The sequence below is a fragment of the Sphingorhabdus profundilacus genome (assembly GCF_009769755.1).
GTDB classification, from domain to species: domain Bacteria; phylum Pseudomonadota; class Alphaproteobacteria; order Sphingomonadales; family Sphingomonadaceae; genus Sphingorhabdus_B; species Sphingorhabdus_B profundilacus.
The window spans coordinates 143,948-169,922 of record NZ_SDWJ01000002.1 but is presented as its reverse complement, the minus strand read 5'-3'; the positions used below and the strand labels follow the sequence as shown (position 1 = coordinate 169,922).

Sequence of the window (25,975 nt, the reverse complement as noted above, 5' to 3'; positions counted from 1 at the left end):
TTCGGGCCTATTCAGTTGAAACTGCCGGTGCCGGCGTTACGGGCAGTCGAGTGTATGACAATAGAACGGGGTCCATTCATGACTGTAGAAATCCGCCAGGGCGATCTGATCGAAAGCGTCGCCGATGCGTTGCAATATATCAGCTATTTTCACCCGATGGATTATATCCGCGCGCTGGGCGATGCTTATGACGCGGAACAGTCACCTGCGGCGAAAGATGCCATTGCCCAGATCCTGACCAACAGCCGCATGTGCGCCGAAGGGCATCGCCCGATTTGCCAGGACACGGGCATCGTCAATGTCTTCATCAAATGGGGCATGGATTGCCGGTTCGATGATTCGTCGAAATCCTTGCAGGATGTCGTCGATGAAGGGGTGCGCCGCGCCTATCTGCACCCGGATAACAAGCTGCGCGCATCCGTGTTGGCAGACCCGGCCTTCACCCGTCGCAATACCAGGGACAACACGCCGTGTGTGCTGCACGTCGAAATGGTTCCCGGCGGTAAGGTCAGCGTCGATGTCGCGGCGAAAGGCGGCGGCAGCGAAAACAAGTCGAAGTTCAAGATGATGAATCCATCGGACAATATTGTCGACTGGTTGGTCGAAATGCTGCCCCAGATGGGCGCTGGCTGGTGCCCGCCCGGCATGCTCGGCATCGGCATAGGCGGCACTGCGGAGCATTGCATGCTGCTCGCCAAACAGGCGCTGATGGAACCGATCAACATGGGACCGTTAAAGGCGCGCGGCCCCCAAAATGACATTGAAGCCATGCGGATCGAGATATTCGACAAGGTCAATGCGCTGGGTATCGGCGCGCAGGGGCTTGGCGGGCTGTCGACGATATTGGACGTGAAAATCATGGATGCGCCCTGCCATGCGGCGGGCAAGCCTGTGGCGATGATTCCCAATTGCGCCGCTACCCGCCACGCGCATTTCACGCTCGATGGGTCGGGACCGGCCTATCTGGAAGCACCGAAGCTCGACGAATGGCCAAAGGTGGACTGGAAACCCGATGTGGCCGCGAAACGCGTCGATCTCGACACGCTGACGGCTGCCGATGTGCAGGGCTGGAAACAGGGTGACCGGCTGTTGCTCAATGGCAAGATGCTGACCGGACGCGATGCGGCGCACAAGCGGATAGCCGATATGCTGGCGAAAGGTGAGGAGCTGCCGGTCAGTTTCAAGGGGCGAATGATCTATTATGTCGGTCCTGTTGACCCGGTCGGCGAAGAAATTGTCGGCCCCGCCGGCCCCACCACGGCGACCCGCATGGACAAGTTCATGGGCATGATGCTGGAACAGGGCCTGCTCGCTTGCGTCGGCAAGGCCGAGCGTGGTCCGGCGGCCACGCAGGCGATTGCCAAGCATAAAAGCGCTTATCTGATGGCTGTGGGCGGTGCGGCCTATCTGGTTGCGCGTGCCATCAAGGGCAGCAAGGTCGTCGGTTTTGAAGACCTCGGCATGGAGGCGATCTACGAATTTGACGTGCAGGATTTCCCGGTGACGGTCGCGGTCGATAGCGACGGCAATAATGTACACCAGCTAGCGCCTGCCTTTTGGCAGAAGCGGATCAAGGACGAAGGATTATTGGCGGGGGTTTAGCCTCCGAACAGGCTGGCAAGCAGGCTACTGTCTCATTGCCCCTGCATCTGCGCGTCGATTTGGGCCTGGATTTCGGGTGGCAGGCCTTGGGGTGCGCCGCTTGCTTGTCCGCCGGCCGGGGCACCGCCTTGTTGTTTTTGCATTTCCTGCATCTGGCGCTGCATCGCATCGACTTCGGCGCGGGATTTATATTCGAGCAGGTCGACGTCAAAAATCAGTTCGCTCCCGCCGGGAATGGCGACTTCGCCGGTTTGGGGGTTACGCTGGTCTTCAGGGCCATAGCCAAGGCTTGCCGGAATCCACAGCCGGTATTGCCCGCCGCGCTGCATGATCTTCAGGCCTTCGGAAAATCCGGGAACCACGCCGTTGACTGGCATGGCCGCCTGCGGGTTCTGGTCAAAAATCTTTCCATCTTTCAGGCGGCCGGTATATTTTACCAGCACAACATCCGTATCGGTCGGCGATTTGCCTTCGCCTGCCTTCAGGATTTTGTAGCGCAAACCCGATTCGGTCGTGACGACATCGCCAAATTCTTCGCGTACATCGCCCGTTCCCCAATATGCCAGACCACCACCGGCAGCCAGCACCAGAGCAACGCCGATCCATAATTTGGTCAATGACCCTTTTTTAATCGGCAAGATGGGGACGGCTGTGACGGACATAGAGATTTTCCTGATCGCGAGAAGTTGTGCGCTGACTAGCAGAATTTGACGCGGTTTCCAGACACAAAAAAAGCGCCTGTGTGGCGCTTTCCCTGCTCAATATGTGCCGCGCCTATTTCGCGCCGTCACGTTCTTGCTGCTTGCGCTCCATCTTGCGGGCGCGACGGACAGCAGCAGCCTTTTCACGAGCGCGCTTTTCCGAAGGCTTTTCGAAATGGCGACGAAGCTTCATTTCGCGATACACGCCTTCACGCTGCAACTTCTTTTTCAGCGCGCGTAGGGCTTGGTCAACATTGTTATCGCGAACCATGATTTGCATAAAAAACTTCACTCCGAATCGAATCGGCACAATTGGCGGAAAACAGGCCAAAAATGCGGTAAAAATGAAAAATGCCGCAACACAGCTGCGGCGTATTGAGGCGCGCCTTAGCTTCGCTTTTCAGATAATTCAAGTATAAACAGGCGGAAATGGCTGGACTTGGCCCATTCCCTGTTTCATTTCATCCTATAACGCACAAAAGGAATCGAGAGAGAGGATGGACCAATGGCGACGCAGCTAAACGCAAATAGCAAATATAGCGAGGCTGAATGGACCGCGCGGCAGGAACTTGCCGCATGTTACCGGATATTTGCGATGTTCGGTTGGGACGAGCTGGTTTTCAATCACATCACCGTAAAAGTACCGGATGAGGAAGGCGCCTTCCTTATCAATCCTTATGGGATGCATTTTGGTGAAATCACCGCATCCAGCCTGATTAAAATCGATATCGACGGGAACAAGCTGGATGTCGATAATCCGTGGCATGTGAACAAGGCCGGATTTGTCCAGCACAGCCTGTTCCACCGCACATTGCCCGACGCCCATGCCATCATCCACACCCATACGACCGCCACGGTGGCCGTATGTTCACTCGAAGGCGGGTTGCAGCCGGTGAATTTCTATGCCTGCAACTTCATGGGGCAATTGGCCTATCATGACTTTGAAGGCGTGACGGTACGTGAAGAAGAGGGTGTGCGTCTGGTCGAACATCTGGGCGACAAGCGGATTTTGATGCTGCGTAATCATGGGCCTGTCGTGATGGGCAAAACCTTGCCTGACGCATTCATCAAATATTGGGCGCTGCAACGGGCGTGCGAACATCAAATGGCGACGATGCAAATGGGCCAACCAATCACGGTATCGGATGAGGTCATCGCGGTGCATCAACGCGACCTTTACATGGCATCGCCCCCCGGCGGTTCCGGCCGGGTTGAATTTGACGCAATGGTCCGCAAGGTCGACCGGATCGACAAAAGCTGGCGCGACTGAATGAGTCTGACCCTCCCCCAACCCCTCCCGCAAGCGGGAGGGGAGCGCGACACCCTACCCCAGCCCCTCCCGCACGCGGGAGGGGAGTTGATGAAATCAAAGTTCCCCCTCCCGCTTGCGGGAGGGGTTAGGGGAGGGTAACATAATATCATGCCGTTTTTTCACACCCTTCCTCCGGCCGCACCGGCGCTATGACCAAATTCACCGTTAATGACCGCCCGGTCCAATATAAAATGGACCCGCAAACGCCGCTGCTTTGGGCGTTGCGCGATGCATCGAACCTGACGGGCACCAAATATGGGTGCGGCACTGGCGACTGCGGCGCATGCATGGTGGAGATTGATGGTGAGGCGATCCGGTCCTGCCTCGTTACCATTGCCGAAGCGGAAGGGCGCTTTGTCACGACCATCGAAGGGTTGAGCCGCGACCGCAGCCATCCATTGCAACAGGCTTTTGTTGCGGGCAATGTGCCGCAATGCGGTTTCTGCATTCCCGGCATCATCATGACAGCATCGGTTCTGCTCAAGAAAAGCAGCAACCCGACCGATGAAGAAATCAATATGGCCATCACCAATTTGTGCCGTTGCGGTGTCTATCCACGCCTTCGTGATGCGATAAAACGTGCAGGCCGGGTGATGCGCGGCGAAGAACGCATCGCCGCCGCCCCGCCACCCGGGATTACGCCGGAGGATGCGGCACGGGCGGTGCCAGCGCTGACCGTGACGGAGTAAGTGGACCGTCCCCTTGCGCGTGCTGATCGCCATTTATTTCCCGCAAAGACGCGAAGGTTTTTAAGAGGGCGGCGCGGCGGTCTGAATTTTCGGGACCCATAGGCGCTGGGGACTCATCCCTCCAGCTCGATATCCCAATAGAGCCAGTCGTGCCATGTTTCGTGCAGATGATTGGGCGGGAATGCGCGGCCGCGATCCTGTAATTGCCAGCTCGTCGGCCGGATTGCGGCCATATTGAGTTGCATATGCGCCTGCTTGGGCGTGCGGCCACCCTTTTTCAGGTTGCACGACAGGCAGGCCGTCGTGACATTTTCCCAGCTTGTGATGCCGCCCAGGCGACGCGGGACAACATGGTCGAACGTCAGATTATCGCCTGAACCGCAATATTGGCATTCAAACTTGTCCCGCAGGAACAGGTTGAAGCGGGTGAAAGCAGGATATTCCGACGGTTTGACATATTGGCGAAGGGCGATGACGGACGGGATCTTGATATCAAGGCTTGGGCTGTGGACGTGGCGGTCATAGCTGGAAACGACGTCGACCTTGTCCAGAAAAACCGCCTTGATCGCGGTCTGCCACGGCCAAAGGCTTAGCGGATAATAGCTAAGCGGCGTATAATCGGCATTGAGGACAAGCGACGGACAGTTTTCCGGATGCCTTGCCCTGCCTGCCGCTTCGAACGTTCCGGTATGCAACATAAGTCAAACCTTCTCCCCCTGTTGTCATACATGCTTTAAGCCTAGGAGCGTTACAGCATTTTGACATTTGCCAACCTATTTGCACATATTGTGACGTCAAGAGGGCAAAAGCACATAATATGGTATTTCTACCGCAATTCGAAAATAAGCAGCGGGTCGCAATACGTACCCGGTTCGCGCCGAGCCCCAATGGAGCGTTGCATCTGGGGCACGCCTTTTCTGCGCTGTGCGCGCATGATTTTGCCCATGCCCATGATGGCGAATTTCTTGTCCGCATCGAAGATATCGACGGAACCCGCAGCCGGCCTGAACATAGTGAAGCAATTCTGGCTGATCTGGCCTGGCTCGATTTGCAACCCGATGCGCCGGTGCAATATCAATCCGCCAATATCGCGCATTATGAAGCCGCGCTGGAAAAGCTGCATGCACTTGAATTGCTGTATAAATGCACCTGTACGCGAGGCGAGATATCGGCGGCATTGAAACGGACGCCAGTGCCACACGGGCCCGATGGCCCGCAATATCCGGGGACCTGCCGTCACCGGTCGGTCGAGGCGAAAAGCGGATTTAGCTGGCGGATCGATATGGCCAAGGCGGTCGCGCTGGCCGGGCTTTTGCGCTGGCGTGATTTGGCCGCGGGCGATCAAATTGCCGACCCGATGCAATTTGGCGATGTCGTGCTGTGGCGAAAGGATGCGCCTGCATCCTATCATCTGGCCGCGACGGTCGATGATGCGCGCGCCGGGATCAGCCATGTCGTGCGCGGCCGCGACCTTTTTGCCTATACGGCGATCCACCGCTTGCTGCAGCTTCTGTTGGACTTTCCGGAGCCGTTTTACTGGCATCATCCGCTGTTTCTCGACGATGAGGGGCAAAAGCTTTCCAAAAGCAAATCTGCGCCAGCCCTTTCGATTCAAAGGCTGGCCGGAGGCGACGGCCGGCTCCTCATCAATAATTTGCGGCGGGGGGTTCTGCCCCTTGGCATTTCGATGTCTGATACCTAAATAAGCTTCAGCCGAATTAACAAAATAAGGGGTTCGAACAATGACGATAGTGCTGGTACTCCTTGTTATCGCAGGTGCAGGTGCGGTTGCATTCGCACTTATCCGCGGTTTACACGCGTTCGCCAACATGCGCCCGACCGAATTGGACAAGGATGGAATTCCCCAATCTCTGGCTTTGCAGAATAAAATGATGTTCGCGCGCGTTAAATGGCAAGCAATCACGGTAATGCTTCTGGTTGTGCTGCTGCTCGTGGCCGGTTCGCAATAAGCGATCGGCCCATTTACAATGGTCAAACTCAATAAAATATACACCCGCACGGGTGATGATGGCACCACGGGTCTGGTCGACGGATCGCGCATATCCAAATCCGATCTGCGGCTCCACGCGATCGGAGAAATTGATGAGGCAAATAGCGCCTTAGGCTTCGCGCTATGCCTCCTGGAGGCCGATGAAGGACAGACTGCGTTGGTCGCGGGCCTTCGCCGTATTCAGAATGACCTGTTCGATCTGGGTGCTGATGTCGCCACGCCGGGACAGACTTTTGAGCCCTCCGCCATGGAATTACGGATCGTTGCCGATCAGGTCGCTTGGCTGGAATCTGCGATCGATGCAGCCAATGAGCAGCTCTCTCCGCTAACAAGCTTCATTCTACCGGGAGGTAGCAAGGCTGCGGCGCAAATGCACATGGCCCGGACGATTTCGCGGCGCGCCGAACGCGCACTGGTGGCTGCGGCACAATTGGTCAGCATCAATCCACAAGCGATTCAATATCTGAATCGGCTGTCGGACTATCTGTTCGTGCTTTGCCGTTTGATCAATGCAACGCGCGGCGGAGACATTTTGTGGGTGCCGGGCGGGTCCCGGTGACGGTCGGCTTAAAGGACCGGTTTTTTGCGACGCGCAAATTGACCGTCGATCTAACCACCCCCCTTTCAGATGCGGATGCGACGGTGCAGTCTATGCCCGACACGTCTCCTGCCAAATGGCATTTGGCGCATGTCACCTGGTTTCTCGAAAGTTTCGTTCTTCGGGATCATGTGCCACAATATCGCGCCTTTGACGATAATTTCGCCTATCTGTTCAACAGCTATTATGAAGCCGAAGGTGCCCGCCATACCCGGGCGGCACGCGGTTTGATAACCCGCCCATCCCTTGGCCAGATACTGGATTATCGAACCCATGTTGAAAGCGCAATTGAGGCGCATTGGAACAATCTTCCCGAAACAGCATTGCAATTGGTCGAGTTGGGTATCCAGCACGAGCAACAGCATCAGGAACTGCTTCTGACCGATATATTACACTTATTTGCCCAGAACCCGATTTACCCGGCCTATTGGCCAACGCCCATTATCGGGGACGCTGCGATTTTTCGAGAAGACGGGGCGGGCTGGCGCGAAGGGCCGTGGGGGCTTCAGTCGATTGGCTTTGAAGGCGCCGGATTTGCATTTGATTGTGAAGGCCCGCGCCATGAGGTTTATCTGCAACCTTTTGCGCTTTGCGAACGAACAGTGTCCAACGCAGAATGGATGTACTTCATGAATGATGGTGGATATAGTGACCCGCATCTATGGTTGTCAGACGGCTGGTCCTGGGTCCAGCGCGAAGGCATCGCGGCGCCTTTATATTGGCAGCAGAATAGCGACGGGCAATGGTTGAGTTTCGGGCTTGACGGTTTGCGGGCAGTCGACCTGTCGGCCCCTGTCACGCATATCAGCCTTTATGAAGCGGATGCCTATGCAAGCTGGGCCAACGCCCGCCTGCCAACCGAGGCCGAATGGGAGGTCGCTGCTGCGTCCTTTCCTTCTGGCGAGGGACATCTGCTCGATAGGCCGGGACCGGTGCGGCCCAAAGTAGCTGGGTGTAGCAATCCCTTCGGAAATGTCTGGCAATGGACGGGTAGCGCTTATCGGCCTTATCCCGGATTTCGCGCAGCCGCGGGTGCGGTGGGCGAATATAATGGCAAGTTTATGAGCGGTCAGTTTGTCCTGCGCGGCGGCAGCTGTGCCACGCCGCGCGGCCATGTACGGGCCAGTTACCGAAATTTTTTCTATCCGCATCAACGCTGGCAATTTACCGGATTACGATTGGCCAAAAATGTCTGAGACCGCTTTGCTCTCCCGTGCGGACCCTCAATTTCTTGCAGACGTCCTCGAAGGGTTGCGCGGCCCGCGTCGCGCTATTCCGGCGCGGTGGTTTTATGACGAGCGCGGATCAACCCTATTTGACGAGATTACCCGGCTGCCGGAATATTATCCGACACGCAACGAAACCGCTTTGCTTAAAAATTGCAAGGACGCATTGGCGGAGCAAATCGCCTCTGGCGGAGCAGTCATTGAATTTGGTGCAGGAAGCGCCACCAAAACGCCATTATTGCTGGAAGCCATAGATCCGGAATTCTATGTTCCTGTCGATATTTCCGGGGATTATCTTCGCAATTCGGCCACTGTTTTACAATCGCGTTTTCCCGACTTGAATATAATTCCGGTTGAAGCGGATTTCACGCAAACCATGGTTTTGCCAGATAACATCGCTTATACAAATATCCTCGGATTTTTCCCCGGCTCGACGATCGGAAACTTTGTTCCACGCAGCGGGGTCGATCTTCTGCGACATATGCGCGCGACTTTGGGCGAAGGCGCAAAATTGCTCATCGGCTTTGATCGCATTAAATCGGCCGATGTTCTTGTGCCGGCCTATGATGACGCAGCGGGGGTGACTGCGGCATTCAACCTGAACCTCTTGCATCGCATCAACAGGGAACTCGGTGGTGACATCCCCGTTGACGCCTTTTTGCACCAGATTGTGTGGAATGACTTGGAAGCGAGGGTGGAGATGCACCTGCGCTGCAACCGCGACATTCGTTTTTCGGTCGCGGGCGTGGACTTTTCCTTCGATGAAGGGGACAGCATCCATACCGAGAACAGCCACAAATATGACCTGCGGAGCTTACGTCTTTTACTTCGATCCGGTTGCTGGACCCCGGTGGCGGAATATTCTGACCCTGAAGATTGGTTTACGCTGGTACTTGCCGAAGCTGCCCCAATCCAAACCGCACCTTAGATATCCGGTCTTGGACTATCTTTTGCGGCCGCAAGGACCAAGAGAGTCGAGGATGAACATATAGTCCGCCTGTGCCTGTGCCACATATTCACCACCCGCTGCCTCGACCAGTTCGGCGGATAATGTGGGCGGCAACCCGCAGGCCAGCCGGTACCAAAGCAACGAGAATTTTGCAGGTGCCGTCGCCGATTCGTCTATGACTTCCGCTGTAGAAACGGCCCACCGCTTTTTTTCCCCCGGTCGACTCAAAACCGAAAGTGACAAGGGTTGCTCCCTGTCGGTCTTCAGGAAAATCTGCGTTTCACCTTCGCCTATCACCGTACCTGCGCTGTAAAAGGCACTTGATATACCAGTAATTCTTGCAGGAGCGTCGATTTGAACAGCCTCTTTCGTTATTGCGCGCACTAATATGTCATTCGCCGCGCTCCATTGGACAAGGGCGTTGGGCCGTGAAAGGCGAATTTCGCCGGGACGGCCAGCAACGATACTCCCCATCAGAAATAGTCGCTGCTTTTTCAGTTTCGGTATTTTCCCCTTCGCATCTTTAGGGACATCGAGCAGAAATCGAATCTTCGGATTCACGCCTTCCTGACCGCGAATCAAGGCCACAATGTCGGCCTCAACCAACATCCGTTGCAGATTTTCCGGCACGCCAATTGCCTGAGCTGGGGGGATTTTGCGTAAATTTTTGATGTTAGCATCTACAATTAACGGTGAAATTACGACCAAATCAGCGATATCGGCATAACTGGCGGATTCGGATTGTACGGCTAAAGAAGATGGTATCGACACGCTTGTCTGGGCGTTACCCGCGCTTCCAAATCCCAGCATTATGGCGGCAATTGCTGTTTTTAGCGTAGAAACATTCATTCAAATTCCCTTTCGAACATCAGCAATAGTCGCGACTTTGGTCTATATCTGTTCTGTGCCATAAGAAAGCGCTGTTCATGAATCGCGTCTGAATCGCAGAATCCGTGTTGCTAGGCCTGATAGGCTTGGCTAAAGCTTCGATGAATCGAAGTTAAAAAACATAATGTTTTCGATTTCGCGGGGGTATATCGGGCGCATTTTCAAACGTGCGGCCATATGCTTTATTAGTTTTGAAGGTAGGAGAGTTGTTTCCGCATGGCATATGCTGATCAAGATGGGATGAGTACGAACCGCTTGGTTTCGATCATCATTGTTGTCCTTCTTCACGCTTTCCTCGGTTATGCCTTGGTGACAGGCCTCGCATATGATGCGGTTATTGCCATCAAGGAAAAAATGACCGTGGTCGATGTGAAGGAAGAAAAACCAAAAGAAGAGGAGCCGCCGCCGCCAGAGCCTGAGCAGCAGATAGAGCCTCCCCCGATTACGGCCCCGCAGCCTCCTTTTCAGGCACCGACAAATAATCCTGTTCAGGCTAGGCCGACCGAAGAGAAGCCTGATTTTACTCAAAAAGCAGATCCAGTTGATACTTCAGTTGGCTGTTGGGATGGTTCAAGGGCTGCGAATACCTCGTTGTGCCCTCAAAAACCTGTGGATAAGTCTCAAGGCGCTAAGGCGCGAGGCAACCCGGGCAATTGGGCAAACACCAACGATTACCCATCGCGAGCTTTGCAGCAGGAGCGTGAAGGGACGACTGGGTTTAGGGTGACTATAGGTCCTAATGGTCGAGTAACCGATTGCCAAATAACATCATCCAGCGGCCATCCAGACCTGGATCAGGCTACCTGTTCTAACGTTACGCGTCGTGCACGCTTCGATCCAGCGCTGGATAATAATGGCAATCCCACGACGGGGACCTATTCCAATCGTGTAAGGTGGCAGATACCGAAATAAATTCTATGGTACGGCCTGGGAGTAGGCTTCTTACCGTACCTTTTTGCTAGCAACGTAAATTTTTTTGAGAGGTAGTTAAAATGTCGATTTTGTTCCTAACGGCGGCCGGTGCCGCAGCTCCAGAGGCCGCCGCCCAGTTCGGCCTTATCCCCGCCCTTAAGGAAGGCGGCCCGATCTCTATCGCGATTTTCTCGGTGATGGTTATCATGTCTGTCTTCTCTTTCTATATCATGTTTACAAAATTGTTTGAACAACAGAAGGTACTGAATCAGGCCAAGCAAGTACGCGCTCAGTTCTGGCGTGCCGCAACGCTGGAAGAAGGCGCTGCAAAGTTAGACAAGAATAGCGCATTTCGTCAGGTCGTTGACGATGGCATCGAAGCACAGAAGCAGCACAGCCTGTTGACCGATCCGGTTGAAGCACATGACTGGCTGCACGGCGCGATGGCCCGTTCGGAAGAGTCGATCAACAACAAGCTGTCGAGTGGCCTGCCATTCCTGGCAACCGTGGGTGCTACCGCACCATTTGTCGGCCTGCTTGGTACGGTTATCGGCATTTATTCGGCACTGATCAAAATCGGCATCGCCGGTCAGGCCGACATTGGCAAGATCGCAGGTCCGGTTGGTGAAGCACTGATCATGACCGCAATTGGTCTGTTCGTCGCTGTTCCTGCTGTTCTTGCTTACAACTGGCTTCAGGCCCGCAACAAGTCGATCGCCCGCAGCCTTGCAACATTCTCGAACGATGTATTGGGTTATATCTCTTCGGGTGGTCGCGTTAAGCCCGCTGTTACGGCACCGATGCAGGCTGGTAAGCCTGCTCCTGCTGGCGCCGTAAAGAAGTAAGATTGGGTTTGGGCTGCGCTTTTGCGCGGCCCATATGCTGGATTTTCCGGCTCTCGATTCTGACCCAATTTATTAAGAGAGGATTGGCCAATGGCAATCAGTTCAGGAGGCGGCGGCAATGACACGCCAATGTCTGACATCAACACGACGCCGCTCGTCGACGTCATGCTGGTGCTCCTCATCGTGTTCCTCATCGCAATTCCGGTCGCTATCCAGACGGTGAAAATGGATATTCCTGTCGTGAAGTTTGAGCCCACAAAGGCAAAACGTGAAAACGTGTTGCTGTCGGTGACGACAACCGATGTAGCTGGGCGCGATCCCGGAGACCCTGCTTATGAAGGTGCGAACCCGAATGGGGAATGCCGTATCTATTGGAACGTAACACCAATAAATTCGACGGAATTGGTGAAGCGTGCAACAGATCACTTGAAAGCCGAGTTTGAAAAACTGGGCGGTGAAGAAGCTTTGGCTGCTGGTCAAATTGAACCAGATATGTTGCCAGAGGCGCACATTCGCGGTGATATCAACACGCCTTATCGCTGCATTGGTGGTGCAATTTTCACCATGCAGATGTCCGGCTTCTCACGTGTTGGCTTCATTTCATCGCCGTTCGAAAATGCGAATGTGCAGTAAAATTTTAAAGGAGCAATCATCATGGCAATGAGTGGCGGTAAAGATGATGGCGAGCCGATGATGGAAATGAACACGACGCCGTTGATCGACGTCATGCTCGTTCTCCTCATCATGCTGATGATCACCATCCCCCCGGTTTCACACGCCGTAAATATCGACCTTCCACAGCAAAATGTTAATCCTCCACCTGAGGATTTGGTGGATCCAGTTGTGAACAAAATTATTATTTTGCCCGACAGCACCATCCAATGGAACGGTACACCGGTAACATTGCAGCAGGTAGGGCAGTATCTGAAGCAAACGAAATCTATGACTCCGGAGCCTGAGCTTCAGTTTCAGCCTGCGTCGACGGCACCTTATGATACGGTGGATAAAACACTGGTTGTGGTTAAAATCAGCGGTATTTCCAAATTCGGATTTGTCGGTAACGAACAATATAGCGTCTTTGGCAAAGCTGCCCGTGACGGGCGGTAGTTCGTCACAATATAAAGCATAATCGACACGAAAAGGTGGCACCGAGAGGCGCCACCTTTTTTCGTTCCTATGTGCAGCGTCGTAAAGTTCGAGGCTTAAGGCAAATGTTCCGCCGGTTCACATAAAGGCATCAAAGGTTCGCAGGAACGGTTTGGGCGTTCGCCCATGCCGACCGCGAAGCGCTTGGCATTTTGCGCGGTGAATTCACACATTGAATATCAACAAGTTCAAAGAGCGAGCAATTGCATCAGGTCGCTATTCGTTGTTTCAATTCAAATCCTACATTGCAAGCAGCCCTTGCCGAAAGCACAAAAAGGCCCGGCGGTCCCCCAACCACCGGGCCTTCAGCTATCGATCGGATGCGTTCGATCAGTAGCTGTAATACATGTCAAACTCGACCGGCGAAGGCGTCATTTCCCAACGGGCGACGTCTTCCATCTTGAGGTCGATATAGGCATCGATCTGGTCCTTGGAGAACACATCACCCTTGAGCAGATAGTCATGGTCCGCAGCCAGGCTTTCCAAGGCTTCGCGCAAGGAACCGCAAACGGTCGGCACTTCAGCCAGTTCGGCAGGCGGCAGATCATAAAGATTCTTGTCCATGGCTTCGCCGGGATGGATCTTGTTCTGGATGCCGTCGAGGCCTGCCATGAACAGCGCCGCATAAGCGAGATAGGGGTTGGCCATCGCGTCGGGGAAGCGGACTTCCACGCGCTTGGCTTTGGCACCTGCACCATAAGGAATGCGGCACGATGCCGAGCGGTTGCGCGCGGAATAAGCGAGCAGAACGGGTGCTTCATAGCCCGGGACCAGACGCTTGTAGCTGTTGGTCGTGGGGTTGGTGAAAGCGTTCACCGACTTGGCATGCTTGATGATGCCGCCGATGAAATAGAGGCACATTTCCGACAGACCGGCATAGCCATCGCCTGCGAACAAAGGCGTCTTGCCGTTCCAGATCGACAGGTGGGTATGCATACCCGAACCATTATCTTCCTTGATCGGCTTCGGCATGAAGGTCGCAGTCTTGCCATAGGCATGGGCAACCTGATGTACGACATATTTGTAGATCTGCATCCGGTCGGCGGTCTGCGTCAGCGTGCCGAAGGTGAGGCCAAGCTCATGCTGGGCTGCGGCCACTTCATGGTGGTGCTTGTCGCATGGCAGGCCCATTTCGAGCATGGTCGATACCATCTCGCCACGGATATCCACGCAGCTGTCAACGGGCGCAACGGGGAAGTAACCGCCCTTGGCGCGTGGGCGGTGGCCCATATTCCCGCTGTCATATTTCGTGCCGCTATTGGTGGGCAATTCAATATCGTCGATCTTGTAATAGGATGTGTTGTAGCTGTTTTCGAAACGCACATCGTCGAACATGAAGAATTCGGCTTCGGGACCGACATAGACGGTGTCGCCAATGCCTGTGGTCTTCAGATAGGCTTCGGCGCGCTTGGCGGTCGAACGCGGGTCACGGCTGTAGAGTTCACCGGTCGATGGCTCGACGATGTCGCAGAAGATTATCATCATCGGCGTTGCCGAGAATGGATCGACATAAACCGCGTCGAGGTCGGGCTTCAGGATCATGTCGGATTCGTTGATGGCTTTCCAGCCTTCGATCGACGAACCGTCGAACATCAGACCGTCTTCCAGCTCGTCTTCGCCAATCACGCCCGAGCACATGGTCAGATGCTGCCACTTGCCCTTGGGGTCGGTGAAGCGGACATCGACCCATTCGATCTCTTCTTCCTTGATACGTTTGATAATATCCTTGGCGCTCGTGCCCATGTTGCTTTCCTTCTTTAGTTCCCCTCCCGCCCGCGGGAGGGGTTAGGGGAGGGTGTCGTTGATTGTTTATGGATCGGATCTTGCTACTGACCCTCCCCCGGGCCCCTCCCGCATGCAGGAGGGGGATTTTTTAGACGGCATCGTTGTCGCGCTCACCGGTACGGATACGCAGAGCGGTTTCGACCGGGATGACGAAAATCTTACCGTCACCGATACGGCCGGTTTGGGCGGCAGCGGCGATGGCCTCTACCACGCGGTCGGCAAGACCATCTTCGACCACCACTTCCAATTTTACCTTGGGCAGGAAGTCGACGACATATTCGGCACCGCGATAGAGTTCAGTGTGGCCTTTCTGGCGGCCGAAACCTTTGGCTTCGGTGACCGTGATGCCGGAAACGCCTACTTCGTGAAGTGCTTCTTTCACTTCGTCCAATTTGAACGGTTTGATGATCGCTTCGATCTTCTTCATGACTTTCCCCTTATTGGCGCGGTTGGCGTTAAAAACCGCGCTCGGATTATGGCAATTGTTTATCAAGTATCGTGCCAGTTGGGATGGACGGTTTTGCGCGATTCCGGATTCGAATCAGGCAAATGGACTGCTTAAAAATTAGGCAGATGTGCGATTCATGGGCAGCAGTTTCACGGCCTTTTATGCAGTTTGTTAATTCGGCTGAAGCTTCCACGCACCTTTTTTTGCAGGCAAAATTTTTTAAGACTGATTGCATGCCCTTACAGCCTCTGGACGGATAGCGATGTTCCCGCCCAGTCCAGCAGATATGATCCTACATTTCAAGCGCCTATCGGGCGGGCTTGGTCCCCCCGCCAAGTCCTGCGTCATGCGTTTTGGCATAATGCACGCGGCTGATGACATAGGCGCGCATTTGCTCGGCCTCTTTAGGTGTCAGGACCGAGGCAAAGCTGACCATGCCATTGCCTTTCAGCACGCCTTCGATGACCACCGATTTCCACGTACCGGCATCGGCAATAGCGGCCGATTTACGCAGATCGGGCAGCACGCCGTTGCCGACCGCACCGGGGCCGTGGCAGACAAGGCAGTACCGCTGGAAATTCGACTGACCGGCCGCGATATCCGCAGCCGTGCCGAACTTCGCAGGCGGGTCCCACACATAAGCGGGCGTTTCGGGCAAGGCGGGCAGGGCGACCTTGCCGCCAAGCTTGAGCACGATCAGGCGCGGGATATTCGGCACCGCCGAGCTGGCCGACCCGGCATAGCCCGACACCAGCGGGAAGGCACCGCCTTTGCTCGTCAGGAAGGCGACATATTGTTCGCCATCCACGGTATAGGTCGAGGCACCCGACAGGACGCCCGACTGCACATTCAGGTTCAGCAATTGCTTGCCGGTATCGGCGGCATAGGCCCGGAATTCGCCCAAGGCGGTGCCCTGGAAGACCAGATTGCCCGCCGTCGTCATGGTGCCGCCATTCCACGATGCAGGATGGTCGACGGTCCATTTCGCCTTGCCAGTCCTGGGGTCGAAGGCGACCAGCTTACCCTTGGTGGCGGCCTTGACGGCTTTCACAAAATTGGTGTCGTCGGGCAGGTCGGCTGCGGCCATCGCGCCGCCAGTGTTGAAACCAATCGCTTTGCGTTCCATTTCATTGGGTGCGACGGGCGGCAGATAGGCCGCGCCGATGTAAAGGGCTGGAATATAAACGAGGCCAGTGGCCGGATTATAGCTCATCGGATGCCAGTTGTGCGCTCCTAAGGGAGACGGGTTGGCCATATAAAGCTTACCGGTTTTCTCGTAACGCGACTCCGGTTTTTCTATAGGGCGACCGGTTTTCAGGTCATAACCCGACGCCCAGGTGATGCCGTCGATAAAGGGATTGGCCGACAGCATCTTGCCGCTCACCCGGTCGATGGTGAAGAAAAAGCCATTCTTCGGCGCGTGGTAGAGGACCTTCACATCCTTGCCGTTGCGCTGTTCGGTGGCGAGGATGATCGGCTGGGTCGCCGTATAGTCCCAGCTTTCCGCAGGCGTTTCCTGATAATGCCAGACATATTCGCCGGTATCGGGTTTCAACGCGACGATGGACGACAGGAACAGATTGTCCCCCTCGCCATTGGAGCGAATGCCATGGTTCCACGGATTGCCGTTACCGACGCCCAAATAAAGCTGGTCGAGTTCCGCGTCATAGACAATCGCGTCCCACACCGTGCCGCCGCCGCCGCTTTCACGCCAGTCGCCCTTTTTGGGTTTGGCGCTCCATGTTTTCGTGGCGGCTGTCTTCAGGATTTCGTCGCTCGCCGCGCCGTCGGGCTCGCCCTTGGGATTGGGTGTCGTGTAGAAACGCCATGCCTGTTTGCCCGTCGCGGCATCATAGGCGGTGACATAGCCGCGCGCGCCGAACTCCGCGCCGCCAAAGCCGATCACAACCTTGTCCTTCACCACGCGCGGGACGCCGGTGATGGTGCCGTTGGATTCTAGATCGAGCGTCTGCGCGCTCCACAACTGCTTGCCGGTGGCCGCGTCGAGCGAAATCAACCGGCCATCGATCGTGCCGACAAAGACGCTGCCTTTCCAGAATGCCACGCCGCGGTTGACGACATCGCAGCAGGCCTTAACCCCGCGCGCCTTGTCGACTTCGGGATCAAAGCTCCACAGCGACTTCCCCGTCTTGGCGTCGAAGGCGAGCACTTTTGACCATGCGGTTGACACAAACATCTTGCCATCGACCACGACCGGTGTCGCTTCCTGTCCGCGCGCGTCGGGCAGATCGGCGAACCAGGCAATGCCCAAATCCTTCACATTGTCTGCATTGATCTGAGTCAGCGGGCTGTGGCGTTGTTCGTTATAGCTAAAGCCGGTCATGGCCCAGTTAGACCCGTCCCCGCCGGTTGTGAGATATTCGCCATCAATGGCGACAAAACCGGGGACGTCCGTTTTCTGGCACGAACCCGTCATCACCATTAGCGCCGCCGCAGCAGCAACCGGCCCAAGCTTTTTGATCATATGCTCTCTCCCAAGACCGGAAGCTATGCGTGGAAAGCCGGTTCGTCCAGAGGGAATTTAAACGGGCGGTTAAGTTGGGGGTGGAGGAGAGTTTCGACTGTAAGGGTAGCGAACCAATCCCCCTCCCGCTTGCGGAAGAGGTTAGGGGAGGGGGCGGGCCTTAGGTCCGCCGTGTGACGTCAACGACTCACCCTCCCCCAGCCCCTCCCGCACGCGGGAGGGGAGTGTGGTGCGCTGACTCGACCAGTTCACTAACACAGCCCGTCACCCCTAATCCCGCCGTCACCCTGAACTTGTTTCAGGGTCTTAGTTTTCAACGCCGCAGTACTAAGACCCTGAAACAAGTTCAGGGTGACGGTCAGGGGCAAAATGCGCTGTTCTTCTTTCCTTATTCTTTGCGCCTTTGCGTCATTGCGTAAGATTACCCTCTCCCCTTCAGGGGAGAGGATACGAAGCCTTGGCCGACAGGCCTAGGCGTAGTTGGTGAGGGGCTCAAACAGTCAGGTTCGTGCGCCAACTCCCCCTCTCCACTTCGTCTAATGGCTAAAGCCATAAGTCTGCGTACCTCTCCCCTGAAGGGGAGAGGGGATGTAATTTCTATGACGGCGCGCGCTACGCGCTGGTCAGCGTGACCCCGCTTCCCCGCAAAGCGTCCTCCATTTGCGCGGCCGCGCTGTCGTAGACCCGGGCGCGCAAATTATGAAGAATATCGGGCGATGTCGTCTCTGGGGTGCCGCCGTGGAAAGGCGGGGCCGGGTCATATTCCAGCGCGAGTTGCAGTGTGCGCGCAACATCCTCACCAGCAATCAGCGCGATCAGTTCGAGCGCGAAGTCGATGCCGGATGTGACGCCGCCTGCGGTCACAACATTGCCGTCGCGCACGACCCGCGCGGGCAGATGTGTCGCGCCGACCAAAGGCAGCAAATGCGTATAGGCCCAGTGACAGGTGGCGCGTTTGTCCTGAAGCAGTCCGGCGACGCCCAGAATGAAAGCGCCGGTGCATACACTGGTGACCCATTTCGCTTGCGCGCCCTGCTGCCGGACAAAGTCGATGATTGCAGGGTCGGCCACTGCCTGACGCACCCCATGTCCACCCGGCACGCATATTATGTCCGCCGATCTGCAGTCGGCAAAGCTCGTATTGGGCAAGATGGAAAAGCCGCAGTCGGTCGTGACTGCTTTTCCATCCTTGCTGGCAATCTGCACGGTGGACCCCGGCAAGCGCGACAGAAACTGCACCGGCCCGGCAAAGTCGAGCTGGGTGACATTATCGAAAAGGACGAAAACGATGTTCATAGGCGCATAGTTAGCGCGCCCGCGGGCAAATGCAAAGGGCCGCCGGATTGCTCCGACGGCCCGCATTTACCGATACCATTCCGGGAGGGTGAAATGTTACCAGTAAAAACCGCGATAGGCGCGCACCACCCGACCGGTCCGAATGTTGACCAGCAGCACGTCGTTATAATGACGCACATAGGTCTGGTATCGACCGGGTTGGGGCAGGCGATAATTTTGGTAGTTGCTGACGCGATATCGCGGCGCATAATAGCTTGATCCGATGCTTACGCCGTCGTTAAACGTGCGGTAGCGAAAGGGTGCGTTAAAGCGAACGCCACGAAAGGCGTTGCGGTTTTTCTGTCGGTAATCGCGCCAGTCTTCGCGATGTTCGCGCTTGGCTTCGCGATATTCGCTGCGTTCTTCGCGGACGTCGCCTTTATCGCCATAGCGCTTCGCTTGGTTGAGTTCGCGTTTTTCTTCGCGCACGTCCTGACGATCACGTTGCAGTTCGCGCGTCTGCGCCTGCGCCGCCATGGGGGAGAAGGTGGCGGCGAGGGCAGCGACGGTTATCAAAAATCTTTTCTTCATTGTCGGGCTCCTTGAAAGACAACAAACCCCTTTCGGCGTCTGTTGTTCCCTTTTAGGATGCGACTTTTGAACCTACGGAAAACAACGCGTTCAGCAATAAGCCATTAGACCGTTTATTTTAGATCAATTCGACCGCCAGCGCCGTCCCTTCACCACCACCGATGCAGAGCGAGGCAACGCCGCGCTTCTTGCCGTGGCGTTGGAGCGCGGCGATCAAGGTGGTGATGATCCGTGCACCCGATGCGCCGATGGGATGGCCCAATGCGGTTGCACCGCCATGGACGTTGATCTTGTCATGCGAAATGCCAAGATCGTGCATCGCGAACATCGCCACGCAGGCAAAGGCTTCGTTGACTTCAAACAGGTCGACATCGGACACCGTCCAGCCCGCCTTGGCAAGGCATTTGGTGATCGCACCGACAGGAGCAGTGGTGAAGGCCGATGGTTCCTGTGCGTGCGCGGCATGGGCGACGATTCGGGCGACGGGCGTATGGCCCTTGGCATCGGCGACCGACTGGCGGGTCAAGACGAGCGCGGCCGCGCCATCGGAGATGGACGAACTGGTCGCAGCTGTGATGGTGCCGTCCTTGGCGAAAGCAGGGCGCAAGCCCGGGATCTTGTCGGGCATTCCCTTGCCGGGTTGTTCATCGGTGTCGACGACGACATCGCCCTTGCGGGTGGCAACGGTGACCGCGACGATTTCATCCTTGAACGCGCCATCGGCAATTGCGGCCTGCGACCGGCGGAGCGATTCAATCGCGTAATTATCCTGCGCCTCACGCGTCAGTTGATATTCGTTGGCGGTATCCTGCGCGAATGTGCCCATGGCACGGCCTGCTTCATAGGCATCTTCCAGACCATCGAGGAACATATGGTCATAGGCCGTGTCATGGCCGATACGCGCGCCGCTGCGGTGCTTTTTCAGCAGATAGGGGGCGTTGGTCATGCTTTCCATACCACCGGCGATGACATAATCGACCGATCCAGCGGCGAGAGCCTCGCTGCCCATGATGACGGTCTGCATGCCCGAGCCGCATACTTTGTTGACGGTGGTTGCCTGCACCGACTTGGGCAAGCCAGCCTTTAACGCGGCCTGACGTGCGGGCGCCTGACCCAAACCGGCGGGCAGGACGCAGCCCATATAGATCCGCTCGATATCCGCGCCATCGACACCGGCGCGCTCAACCGCTGCCTTGACCGCGGTCGCGCCCAGATCGGTCGCGGCCACATCGGCAAAAGCCCCCTGCATCGCGCCCATCGGTGTGCGGGCGTAAGACAGGATAACGACGGGATCGGTGTTGGTCATATGCGGTTCCTTATATTCAGGACGGGGAGTTTGAGTCGCTCATAATCCGCCTGCGCCGTAAAGACAAATGGGCAAAATGAAGGCAGCTACATTTGCGTGTAACGCACCGCTTGCATCATGCGAGATAAGGCTTAACTGTACGATTAAGAGGAGAGAGCCATGACAAAGACTATGCAGGCCATTTTGGAAAAGCAGCGCGCCAGCTTTACCGCCGCGCTTCCTGAATCCATGTCGATACGCCGCGACCGGATTGACCGGGCGATTGCGTTGCTCGTCGACCATGCGGAAGATTTCGCCAAGGCCGTCTCCGCCGACTTTGGCCATCGCAGCCGTGAACAGACCCTGATGACCGACATCATGCCGTCGGTCAGCGCGATGAAGCACGCGAAAAAGAATTTCGAAAGCTGGGCCCGTGGTGAAAAGCGCAAGCCGACCTTTCCGCTCGGCCTGTTGGGTGCGAAGGCCGAGGTGGTCTATCAGCCCAAGGGCGTGGTCGGCGTAGTTGCGCCGTGGAACTTCCCTGTGGGCATGGTGATGGTGCCGATGGCAGGCATATTGGCCGCGGGCAACCGCGCGATGGTGAAGCCGTCCGAATATACCGAGCGCGTTGCGGCGCTATTCGCCGAGGTTGTACCCAAATATTTCGCCGAAGAGGAAATGGCGGTGTTCACCGGCGATGCCGAAATTGGCATGGCATTCTCGAAACTGGCCTTCGATCATATGATCTTCACCGGCGCGACCGGCGTGGGCCGCCATATCATGCGCGCCGCGGCGGACAATCTGGTGCCCGTGACGCTGGAGCTTGGCGGCAAGTCGCCGACCATCATCGGCCGCAGCGCGGATACGAAAAAGGCGGGCGAGCGGATTGCGCTCGGCAAGATGATGAACGCCGGACAAATCTGTCTGGCGCCCGACTATCTGCTGGTACCGACCGATCAGGAAACCGACGTGATCGATGCGATCAAGGCGGGTGTTGCGGCGCAATATCCCAAGCTGCTTCACAATGACGACTACACCTCGGTCGTGAACGGCCGCAATTATGAGCGGCTGCAGGGCTATCTGGCCGACGCGCGCGACAAGGGTGCGGAGCTGATCGAGGTGAATCCGGCGGGCGAAGACTTCGCCTCGTCCAACGGCAACAAGATGCCGCTGACCATTGTTCGCAATGTGACCGACGATATGAAGGTGATGCAGGAGGAAATCTTCGGTCCCATCCTGCCGGTGATGACCTATTCGTCGATGGACGAGGCGATCGATTATGTGAACGCCCATGACCGTCCGCTCGGCCTCTATTATTTCGGCAGCGACAAGGCAGAGGAAGAGCGCGTCCTGTCACGCACTATTTCCGGCGGGGTTACGGTGAACGATGTAATTTTCCACAATGCGATGGAAGACCTGCCCTTTGGCGGGGTTGGCCCTTCGGGCATGGGCAATTACCATGGGCAGGACGGCTTCAAAACCTTCAGCCATATGCGCGCCGTCTATCGCCAGACCGGCATCGATGTCGCCGGCATCGGCGGTTTCAAGGCACCCTATGGCAAGGCGACACACAAGACCCTGGCAAAGGAATTAAAGAAATAAGGATGCTCTTGCATCCGGACAGAGGCTCGGTTAGAGGGGCCTCCGCTTCGAAGGGTCCGCCCCGACAAGCTGTGCCCCAGTGGTGGAATTGGTAGACGCGCTGGATTCAAAATCCTGTTCTGAAAGGAGTGCCGGTTCGAGTCCGGCCTGGGGCACCACTATTTTCCAACAGCCTTATGATTGATAGCATGGTGATCACGCCGCGCGTGTCGCCGCCTAAAATCTGATCATCACCCGCCGGGCCAGCGCGGGCGAGATGGAATAGACCATTTTCAAAAGTTTCACCATGCCGACATTGGCTTCGTTGCTGTTGCTTTCGATGGCATCGACAATTTGCGCGGCGCATTCTTTGGCGGACATTTTGCTTCCGCCAATACGTCCCCTCGTCATCGCTGTGTCAACGACCGGGGGCAGAGCTTCGATGACATGCACCTTGCTGTGCCTCAAATTATGGCGGAGTGCCTGTGTGAAGCTACGCAATCCGGCCTTGCTCGCACAATAGACGGGTCCGCCAGCGCGTGGGGCAATGGCAAGGCCGGATGTCACATTGACAATCGCCGCCTCTGACCGCGCTAACAATCCGGGCAGCAATTGGCCGATCAGGTGCATCGGCGCATTAAGGTTCAAAAACAGCGCCCGGTCCGTCAGCGCAAGGTCCAAAGGGTCGTCGGGGGCGAAATTGCCGCTCATGCCCGCATTGTTCACAAGGATATCGAGCGGCCGTTGCAACAGTGCCTGTACCAGCGCCTGACACCCTTCGGCATTCGATAGATCGGCACGGATTGCCTCAAATCCTTCATCCCGAGCTGACGCCAGCAAATCTTCGCGTCGGCCGCAGACAATGATATTGGCACCCTTGCGCCGCATTTGCCGCGCGATTTCCAGACCTATTCCATCGGTGCCACCTGTCACCAATGCCCATTTTCCACCTAGCTGCATGAAAACCCTCCCGATTCATGGTTAACGCGATAATAGCATGTGTCACAGTTCGGGACAGTGGGAAATCGGGTGCATTTTAACCATCTTTTCCAATGGTCTTAATCCCTAACAAATCGTTAACCTGTCACCATGTTGAAAAGAAAACTCGTATGTCGCAACGAAGCCGCCCGCCATCCCTTCCGCAGGATGCTGCCGCCGCCCGTCCTTGATGCCACACTAACCATGCCGCGCAAGGCACGGTGGTGGCACAAGGAAGATACGCATCTTTTCATGCTCAGCTTCAGCGCGTTTTTTGTAGCGATAAGCAGCTTTATCTACTGAACGGTTTAGGGATTGCTTGCACCACGGTGCGGCCCATTTAATAATTCCGTCACCCTGAACTCGTTTCTGGGTCCATCGTGCAGTATCGATCCCAGATTAAAGGAATACGGAACTGTGCGTTACGGCATGGCTTGCCACTCCAGCACAGAAATGGACTGACAAATGGACCCTGAAACAAGTTCAGGGTGACGGAGAGAGACAGGGTGTGCTCTGCACGCCTTTGGCATCGGGTTGCCGGGTGCGAGAATGTGGCCCGAATATACCCTGTCTAGAAGGGGTCAGCTATTTCCAGCCTCCGCGAACTTTGCGCTGTTCGCGCTTTCGCGCGAACCGAATGGCAGCACTCATGTCCTATCGGGCAAGGAGAACCTCAGTCACAAGCCCTGTGCAGTTGCTGCGCCAGCCAAGCGGAGATGAGGCACATGGCGGCACCCAATAATAGCTGGTTGACGATGGTTACACCGGCGGCGCTTAACCCGAGGGCGATCAATGAACCGACAACCATCGCGCCTGAGTTGACGATATTGTTCGCCGCCACTGTCCGGGCTGTCTGGTCCTTGGGCACGGTTGTTGTCAAAAACGCATAAAGCGGTACGACAAACATACCGCCGGACACCGCAATGCCCAATAAGGAAAGAAGCAAGGGGATCGCATCGGGGTGCGCGACAAAGCCTGTTATATTATATAGCTCCCCCGCGCCGATGACATGCCAGTTACGGCAAACATAATAAAAGGCGACAACGAACAGACCCATGACGATGACACAGGCTGGCGCATAGCGGGCCGATACCTGACCTTTCAGCATCCGGTTGATGGCGACTGAACCGATGGCAATGCCGATGGAGAAAATCGCCAGAAACAAGCTGGCAACTTCCTTGTCGGCACCCAGAACATTTTTTGCCAAGGGTGGAAACTGGATGAACAGCACCGCACCAATCGTCCAGAAAAAGCTGATCGAGGCAATGGCCAGATAGAGTTTGCGAATGTGCATCGTGCTTTTAACGAGATTGATTGACGAGCGCAGAATGTGCCAGTCCAACCCGCTTTCTTCATGTTCGGGCGGCGCGGCAGGAACCTGCCGTCCGGTGAAATAGCCGATGATGGCGGTGATGACGACGCCGAGCGCAGCCCATTCCACCTCGATTACGCCTGCCAAAATGGTACCTAGCAGGATGGCGATATAGGTGCCTGCTTCGACCAGGCCGGTGCCACCTAGCACCTCGTCCTCTTTCAAATGCTGCGGCAGAATGGCATATTTGATCGGTCCAAAAAATGTCGAATGCACCCCCATGGCGAACAAAGCGAGCATCATGAGCGGGATGGCAATGAGACTGACTGCAAAACCGAGCCATGCCATAACCAGCCCGATTCCGCCGACAATCATGATCAGGATTTCGCAAAATTTGACGATGCGGATGATCTGCGCCTTGTCGCGCGTATCAGCCAATTGTCCGGCCAGTGCCGACATCAGGAAAAAGGGCAGGATGAAAACGGCGGTTGCAACCGCGCTGAATAACGCCTCCGCCTTTTCGTCGTTATACACGCCGTACACGACGAACAGCACCATCGCGTTTTTGAAAAGATTGTCGTTAAACGCCCCAAGCAACTGGGTCACGAATAGCGGGAGGAACCGTCGCTGTTTGAGCAACGACATGGAAGTCGACATAATTTTCGAAAACCTCACGATGTTTGCCGTGCCTTAGCCGCCGGATTGCGTGCGGCAAAGCGCTTTTGTCGATATGATGAAATCGTTGCGTGATTTTCCCGAATTAGGAAGCTAACGGTGGGCCATGCTCAGCTTGCCAAATATTTTGACCCTGTCGCGCATTCTGGCCGTGCCAATCCTTGTGTTCCTGCTGTGGCCGGGTACCAAAGATCTGGGCATACAGCCATTACCGCTCGACTATGCCTTCGCATTCGTCCTCTATTGCCTGATGGGGATAACCGATTATTTTGATGGTTATCTGGCGCGGGCGCAGGGAACCGTGTCGAAACTGGGCGTATTCCTTGATCCCATAGCCGACAAGATCATGGTCGCAGCGGTTATTTTGATGCTCGTCTTCACCCGCGATGTTGACGGCTGGAACGTGATCGCGGCGTTGATCATCTTGCTGCGCGAAATGATTGTGTCGGGATTGCGCGAATTTCTTGCTGGCTTACAGATTTCGGTACCGGTGTCGCAACTGGCGAAATGGAAAACGACATTCCAGATTGTTTCATTGGGCGGCATCATATTGGCTGGTGCGCTGCCTGATTGGGGGTTGCTGAAACAGGCGGCGTTGGCGCTGCTCTGGATTGCGGCCATTTTGACCATGATAACCGGCTGGGACTATTTGCGTGTCGGCATCAAGCATATGGATTGATG

Annotated in this window: 27 protein-coding genes and 1 tRNA gene; 16 read left to right on the top strand and 12 right to left on the bottom strand. The window is 55.9% G+C overall.

Features of this window, described 5'->3' with window-relative positions; all coding sequences use genetic code 11:
- The first annotated feature begins 78 nt into the window (after positions 1-78).
- On the top strand, positions 79-1,602 hold the full coding sequence (locus EUU23_RS08585; protein ID WP_160353743.1) for a fumarate hydratase: 1,524 nt from the start codon (positions 79-81) through the stop codon (positions 1,600-1,602).
- 32 nt (positions 1,603-1,634) lie between these two features.
- Here the strand turns inward: EUU23_RS08585 and EUU23_RS08580 are convergent, their stop codons facing one another.
- Positions 1,635-2,264: an FKBP-type peptidyl-prolyl cis-trans isomerase gene (locus EUU23_RS08580; protein WP_160353742.1), complete on the bottom strand. Its 630-nt coding sequence runs from the start codon at positions 2,262-2,264 to the stop codon at positions 1,635-1,637.
- Positions 2,265-2,376: 112 nt separating this feature from the next.
- Positions 2,377-2,583 carry a 30S ribosomal protein S21 gene (gene rpsU, locus EUU23_RS08575; RefSeq protein WP_125231027.1) on the bottom strand — a complete coding sequence of 69 codons (207 nt, stop codon included), beginning with the start codon at positions 2,581-2,583 and terminating at the stop codon, positions 2,377-2,379.
- 225 nt (positions 2,584-2,808) lie between these two features.
- On the opposite strand from rpsU, the gene EUU23_RS08570 reads away from it, so the two are divergent.
- Positions 2,809-3,573, top strand: a complete 765-nt coding sequence (locus EUU23_RS08570; protein WP_160353741.1) for a class II aldolase/adducin family protein — start codon at positions 2,809-2,811, stop codon at positions 3,571-3,573.
- A 191-nt stretch (positions 3,574-3,764) separates the two neighbouring features.
- Positions 3,765-4,304, top strand: coding sequence for a (2Fe-2S)-binding protein (locus tag EUU23_RS08565; protein WP_160353740.1), 540 nt, complete (start codon positions 3,765-3,767; stop codon positions 4,302-4,304).
- A gap of 113 nt (positions 4,305-4,417) precedes the next feature.
- Here EUU23_RS08565 and EUU23_RS08560 read toward each other — a convergent pair whose 3' ends face one another.
- Positions 4,418-5,002 carry an HNH endonuclease gene (locus EUU23_RS08560; protein ID WP_160353739.1) on the bottom strand — a complete coding sequence of 195 codons (585 nt, stop codon included), beginning with the start codon at positions 5,000-5,002 and terminating at the stop codon, positions 4,418-4,420.
- A gap of 119 nt (positions 5,003-5,121) precedes the next feature.
- Here EUU23_RS08560 and gluQRS point away from each other — a divergent pair, with 119 nt between their 5' ends.
- Genes gluQRS through egtD form a run of 5 tightly spaced genes read left to right on the top strand, consistent with a single transcriptional unit; the run spans position 5,122 to position 9,067 of the window.
- On the top strand, positions 5,122-6,006 hold the full coding sequence (gluQRS, locus tag EUU23_RS08555) for a tRNA glutamyl-Q(34) synthetase GluQRS (protein WP_160353738.1): 885 nt from the start codon (positions 5,122-5,124) through the stop codon (positions 6,004-6,006).
- Between the two features lie 40 nt (positions 6,007-6,046).
- Positions 6,047-6,274 (top strand): HIG1 domain-containing protein, encoded by a 228-nt coding sequence (locus tag EUU23_RS08550; RefSeq protein WP_160353737.1) that lies wholly within the window; start codon positions 6,047-6,049, stop codon positions 6,272-6,274.
- 18 nt (positions 6,275-6,292) lie between these two features.
- Positions 6,293-6,874, top strand: a complete 582-nt coding sequence (locus tag EUU23_RS08545; RefSeq protein WP_160353736.1) for a cob(I)yrinic acid a,c-diamide adenosyltransferase — start codon at positions 6,293-6,295, stop codon at positions 6,872-6,874.
- A complete protein-coding gene (gene egtB / locus EUU23_RS08540) occupies positions 6,871-8,109 on the top strand; it encodes an ergothioneine biosynthesis protein EgtB (RefSeq protein ID WP_343032704.1) in 1,239 nt (412 codons plus the stop codon). The genes EUU23_RS08545 and egtB overlap by 4 nt, the downstream gene beginning before the upstream one ends.
- On the top strand, positions 8,102-9,067 hold the full coding sequence (egtD, locus tag EUU23_RS08535) for an L-histidine N(alpha)-methyltransferase (RefSeq protein ID WP_160353734.1): 966 nt from the start codon (positions 8,102-8,104) through the stop codon (positions 9,065-9,067). The genes egtB and egtD overlap by 8 nt, the downstream gene beginning before the upstream one ends.
- 15 nt (positions 9,068-9,082) lie before the next feature.
- On the opposite strand, the gene EUU23_RS08530 is transcribed toward egtD, so the two are convergent.
- The gene (locus EUU23_RS08530; RefSeq protein ID WP_160353733.1) at positions 9,083-9,937 is read right to left on the bottom strand and encodes a hypothetical protein; all 855 of its coding nucleotides are present in this window, start codon (positions 9,935-9,937) and stop codon (positions 9,083-9,085) included.
- A gap of 255 nt (positions 9,938-10,192) precedes the next feature.
- Here EUU23_RS08530 and EUU23_RS08525 point away from each other — a divergent pair, with 255 nt between their 5' ends.
- The 4 genes from EUU23_RS08525 (at position 10,193) to EUU23_RS08510 (ending at position 12,840) form a co-directional block, all read left to right on the top strand.
- On the top strand, positions 10,193-10,888 hold the full coding sequence (locus tag EUU23_RS08525) for an energy transducer TonB (protein WP_160353732.1): 696 nt from the start codon (positions 10,193-10,195) through the stop codon (positions 10,886-10,888).
- A gap of 80 nt (positions 10,889-10,968) precedes the next feature.
- Positions 10,969-11,733: a MotA/TolQ/ExbB proton channel family protein gene (locus tag EUU23_RS08520; protein WP_160353731.1), complete on the top strand. Its 765-nt coding sequence runs from the start codon at positions 10,969-10,971 to the stop codon at positions 11,731-11,733.
- 90 nt (positions 11,734-11,823) lie between these two features.
- Positions 11,824-12,366: an ExbD/TolR family protein gene (locus EUU23_RS08515; RefSeq protein ID WP_160353730.1), complete on the top strand. Its 543-nt coding sequence runs from the start codon at positions 11,824-11,826 to the stop codon at positions 12,364-12,366.
- A 21-nt stretch (positions 12,367-12,387) separates the two neighbouring features.
- Positions 12,388-12,840, top strand: coding sequence for an ExbD/TolR family protein (locus EUU23_RS08510; RefSeq protein ID WP_160353729.1), 453 nt, complete (start codon positions 12,388-12,390; stop codon positions 12,838-12,840).
- Between the two features lie 369 nt (positions 12,841-13,209).
- On the opposite strand, the gene glnA is transcribed toward EUU23_RS08510, so the two are convergent.
- The 6 genes from glnA to EUU23_RS08480 all read right to left on the bottom strand — a co-directional run bounded on the left by glnA (position 13,210) and on the right by EUU23_RS08480 (position 20,769).
- Complete coding sequence (glnA, locus tag EUU23_RS08505) at positions 13,210-14,622, bottom strand: type I glutamate--ammonia ligase (protein ID WP_160353728.1); 1,413 nt, start codon at positions 14,620-14,622, stop codon at positions 13,210-13,212.
- A 130-nt stretch (positions 14,623-14,752) separates the two neighbouring features.
- Positions 14,753-15,091 (bottom strand): P-II family nitrogen regulator, encoded by a 339-nt coding sequence (locus EUU23_RS08500; RefSeq protein ID WP_125231011.1) that lies wholly within the window; start codon positions 15,089-15,091, stop codon positions 14,753-14,755.
- Between the two features lie 328 nt (positions 15,092-15,419).
- Positions 15,420-17,597 (bottom strand): PQQ-dependent dehydrogenase, methanol/ethanol family, encoded by a 2,178-nt coding sequence (locus tag EUU23_RS08495; RefSeq protein ID WP_160353727.1) that lies wholly within the window; start codon positions 17,595-17,597, stop codon positions 15,420-15,422.
- 612 nt (positions 17,598-18,209) lie between these two features.
- Entirely contained in the window at positions 18,210-18,893 is a 684-nt protein-coding gene (locus EUU23_RS08490) for a DJ-1/PfpI family protein (protein ID WP_246156387.1), read from the bottom strand.
- A 96-nt stretch (positions 18,894-18,989) separates the two neighbouring features.
- Positions 18,990-19,463 (bottom strand): RcnB family protein, encoded by a 474-nt coding sequence (locus EUU23_RS08485; protein ID WP_160353725.1) that lies wholly within the window; start codon positions 19,461-19,463, stop codon positions 18,990-18,992.
- A gap of 118 nt (positions 19,464-19,581) precedes the next feature.
- A complete protein-coding gene (locus tag EUU23_RS08480; protein WP_160353724.1) occupies positions 19,582-20,769 on the bottom strand; it encodes an acetyl-CoA C-acyltransferase in 1,188 nt (395 codons plus the stop codon).
- A gap of 159 nt (positions 20,770-20,928) precedes the next feature.
- Here EUU23_RS08480 and EUU23_RS08475 point away from each other — a divergent pair, with 159 nt between their 5' ends.
- Positions 20,929-22,350, top strand: coding sequence for a coniferyl aldehyde dehydrogenase (locus EUU23_RS08475; RefSeq protein WP_246156385.1), 1,422 nt, complete (start codon positions 20,929-20,931; stop codon positions 22,348-22,350).
- Positions 22,351-22,423: 73 nt separating this feature from the next.
- A tRNA-Leu gene (locus EUU23_RS08470) sits at positions 22,424-22,508 on the top strand.
- A gap of 58 nt (positions 22,509-22,566) precedes the next feature.
- On the opposite strand, the gene EUU23_RS08465 is transcribed toward EUU23_RS08470, so the two are convergent.
- Positions 22,567-23,289: an SDR family oxidoreductase gene (locus EUU23_RS08465; protein WP_160353723.1), complete on the bottom strand. Its 723-nt coding sequence runs from the start codon at positions 23,287-23,289 to the stop codon at positions 22,567-22,569.
- A 129-nt stretch (positions 23,290-23,418) separates the two neighbouring features.
- Here EUU23_RS08465 and EUU23_RS08460 point away from each other — a divergent pair, with 129 nt between their 5' ends.
- Positions 23,419-23,610 carry a hypothetical protein gene (locus tag EUU23_RS08460; protein WP_343032703.1) on the top strand — a complete coding sequence of 64 codons (192 nt, stop codon included), beginning with the start codon at positions 23,419-23,421 and terminating at the stop codon, positions 23,608-23,610.
- 370 nt (positions 23,611-23,980) lie between these two features.
- Here EUU23_RS08460 and EUU23_RS08455 read toward each other — a convergent pair whose 3' ends face one another.
- A complete protein-coding gene (locus EUU23_RS08455; RefSeq protein WP_160353722.1) occupies positions 23,981-25,276 on the bottom strand; it encodes an MFS transporter in 1,296 nt (431 codons plus the stop codon).
- 124 nt (positions 25,277-25,400) lie between these two features.
- Here EUU23_RS08455 and pgsA point away from each other — a divergent pair, with 124 nt between their 5' ends.
- Complete coding sequence (gene pgsA / locus EUU23_RS08450) at positions 25,401-25,973, top strand: CDP-diacylglycerol--glycerol-3-phosphate 3-phosphatidyltransferase (RefSeq protein ID WP_160353721.1); 573 nt, start codon at positions 25,401-25,403, stop codon at positions 25,971-25,973.
- Positions 25,974-25,975 lie beyond the last annotated feature (2 nt).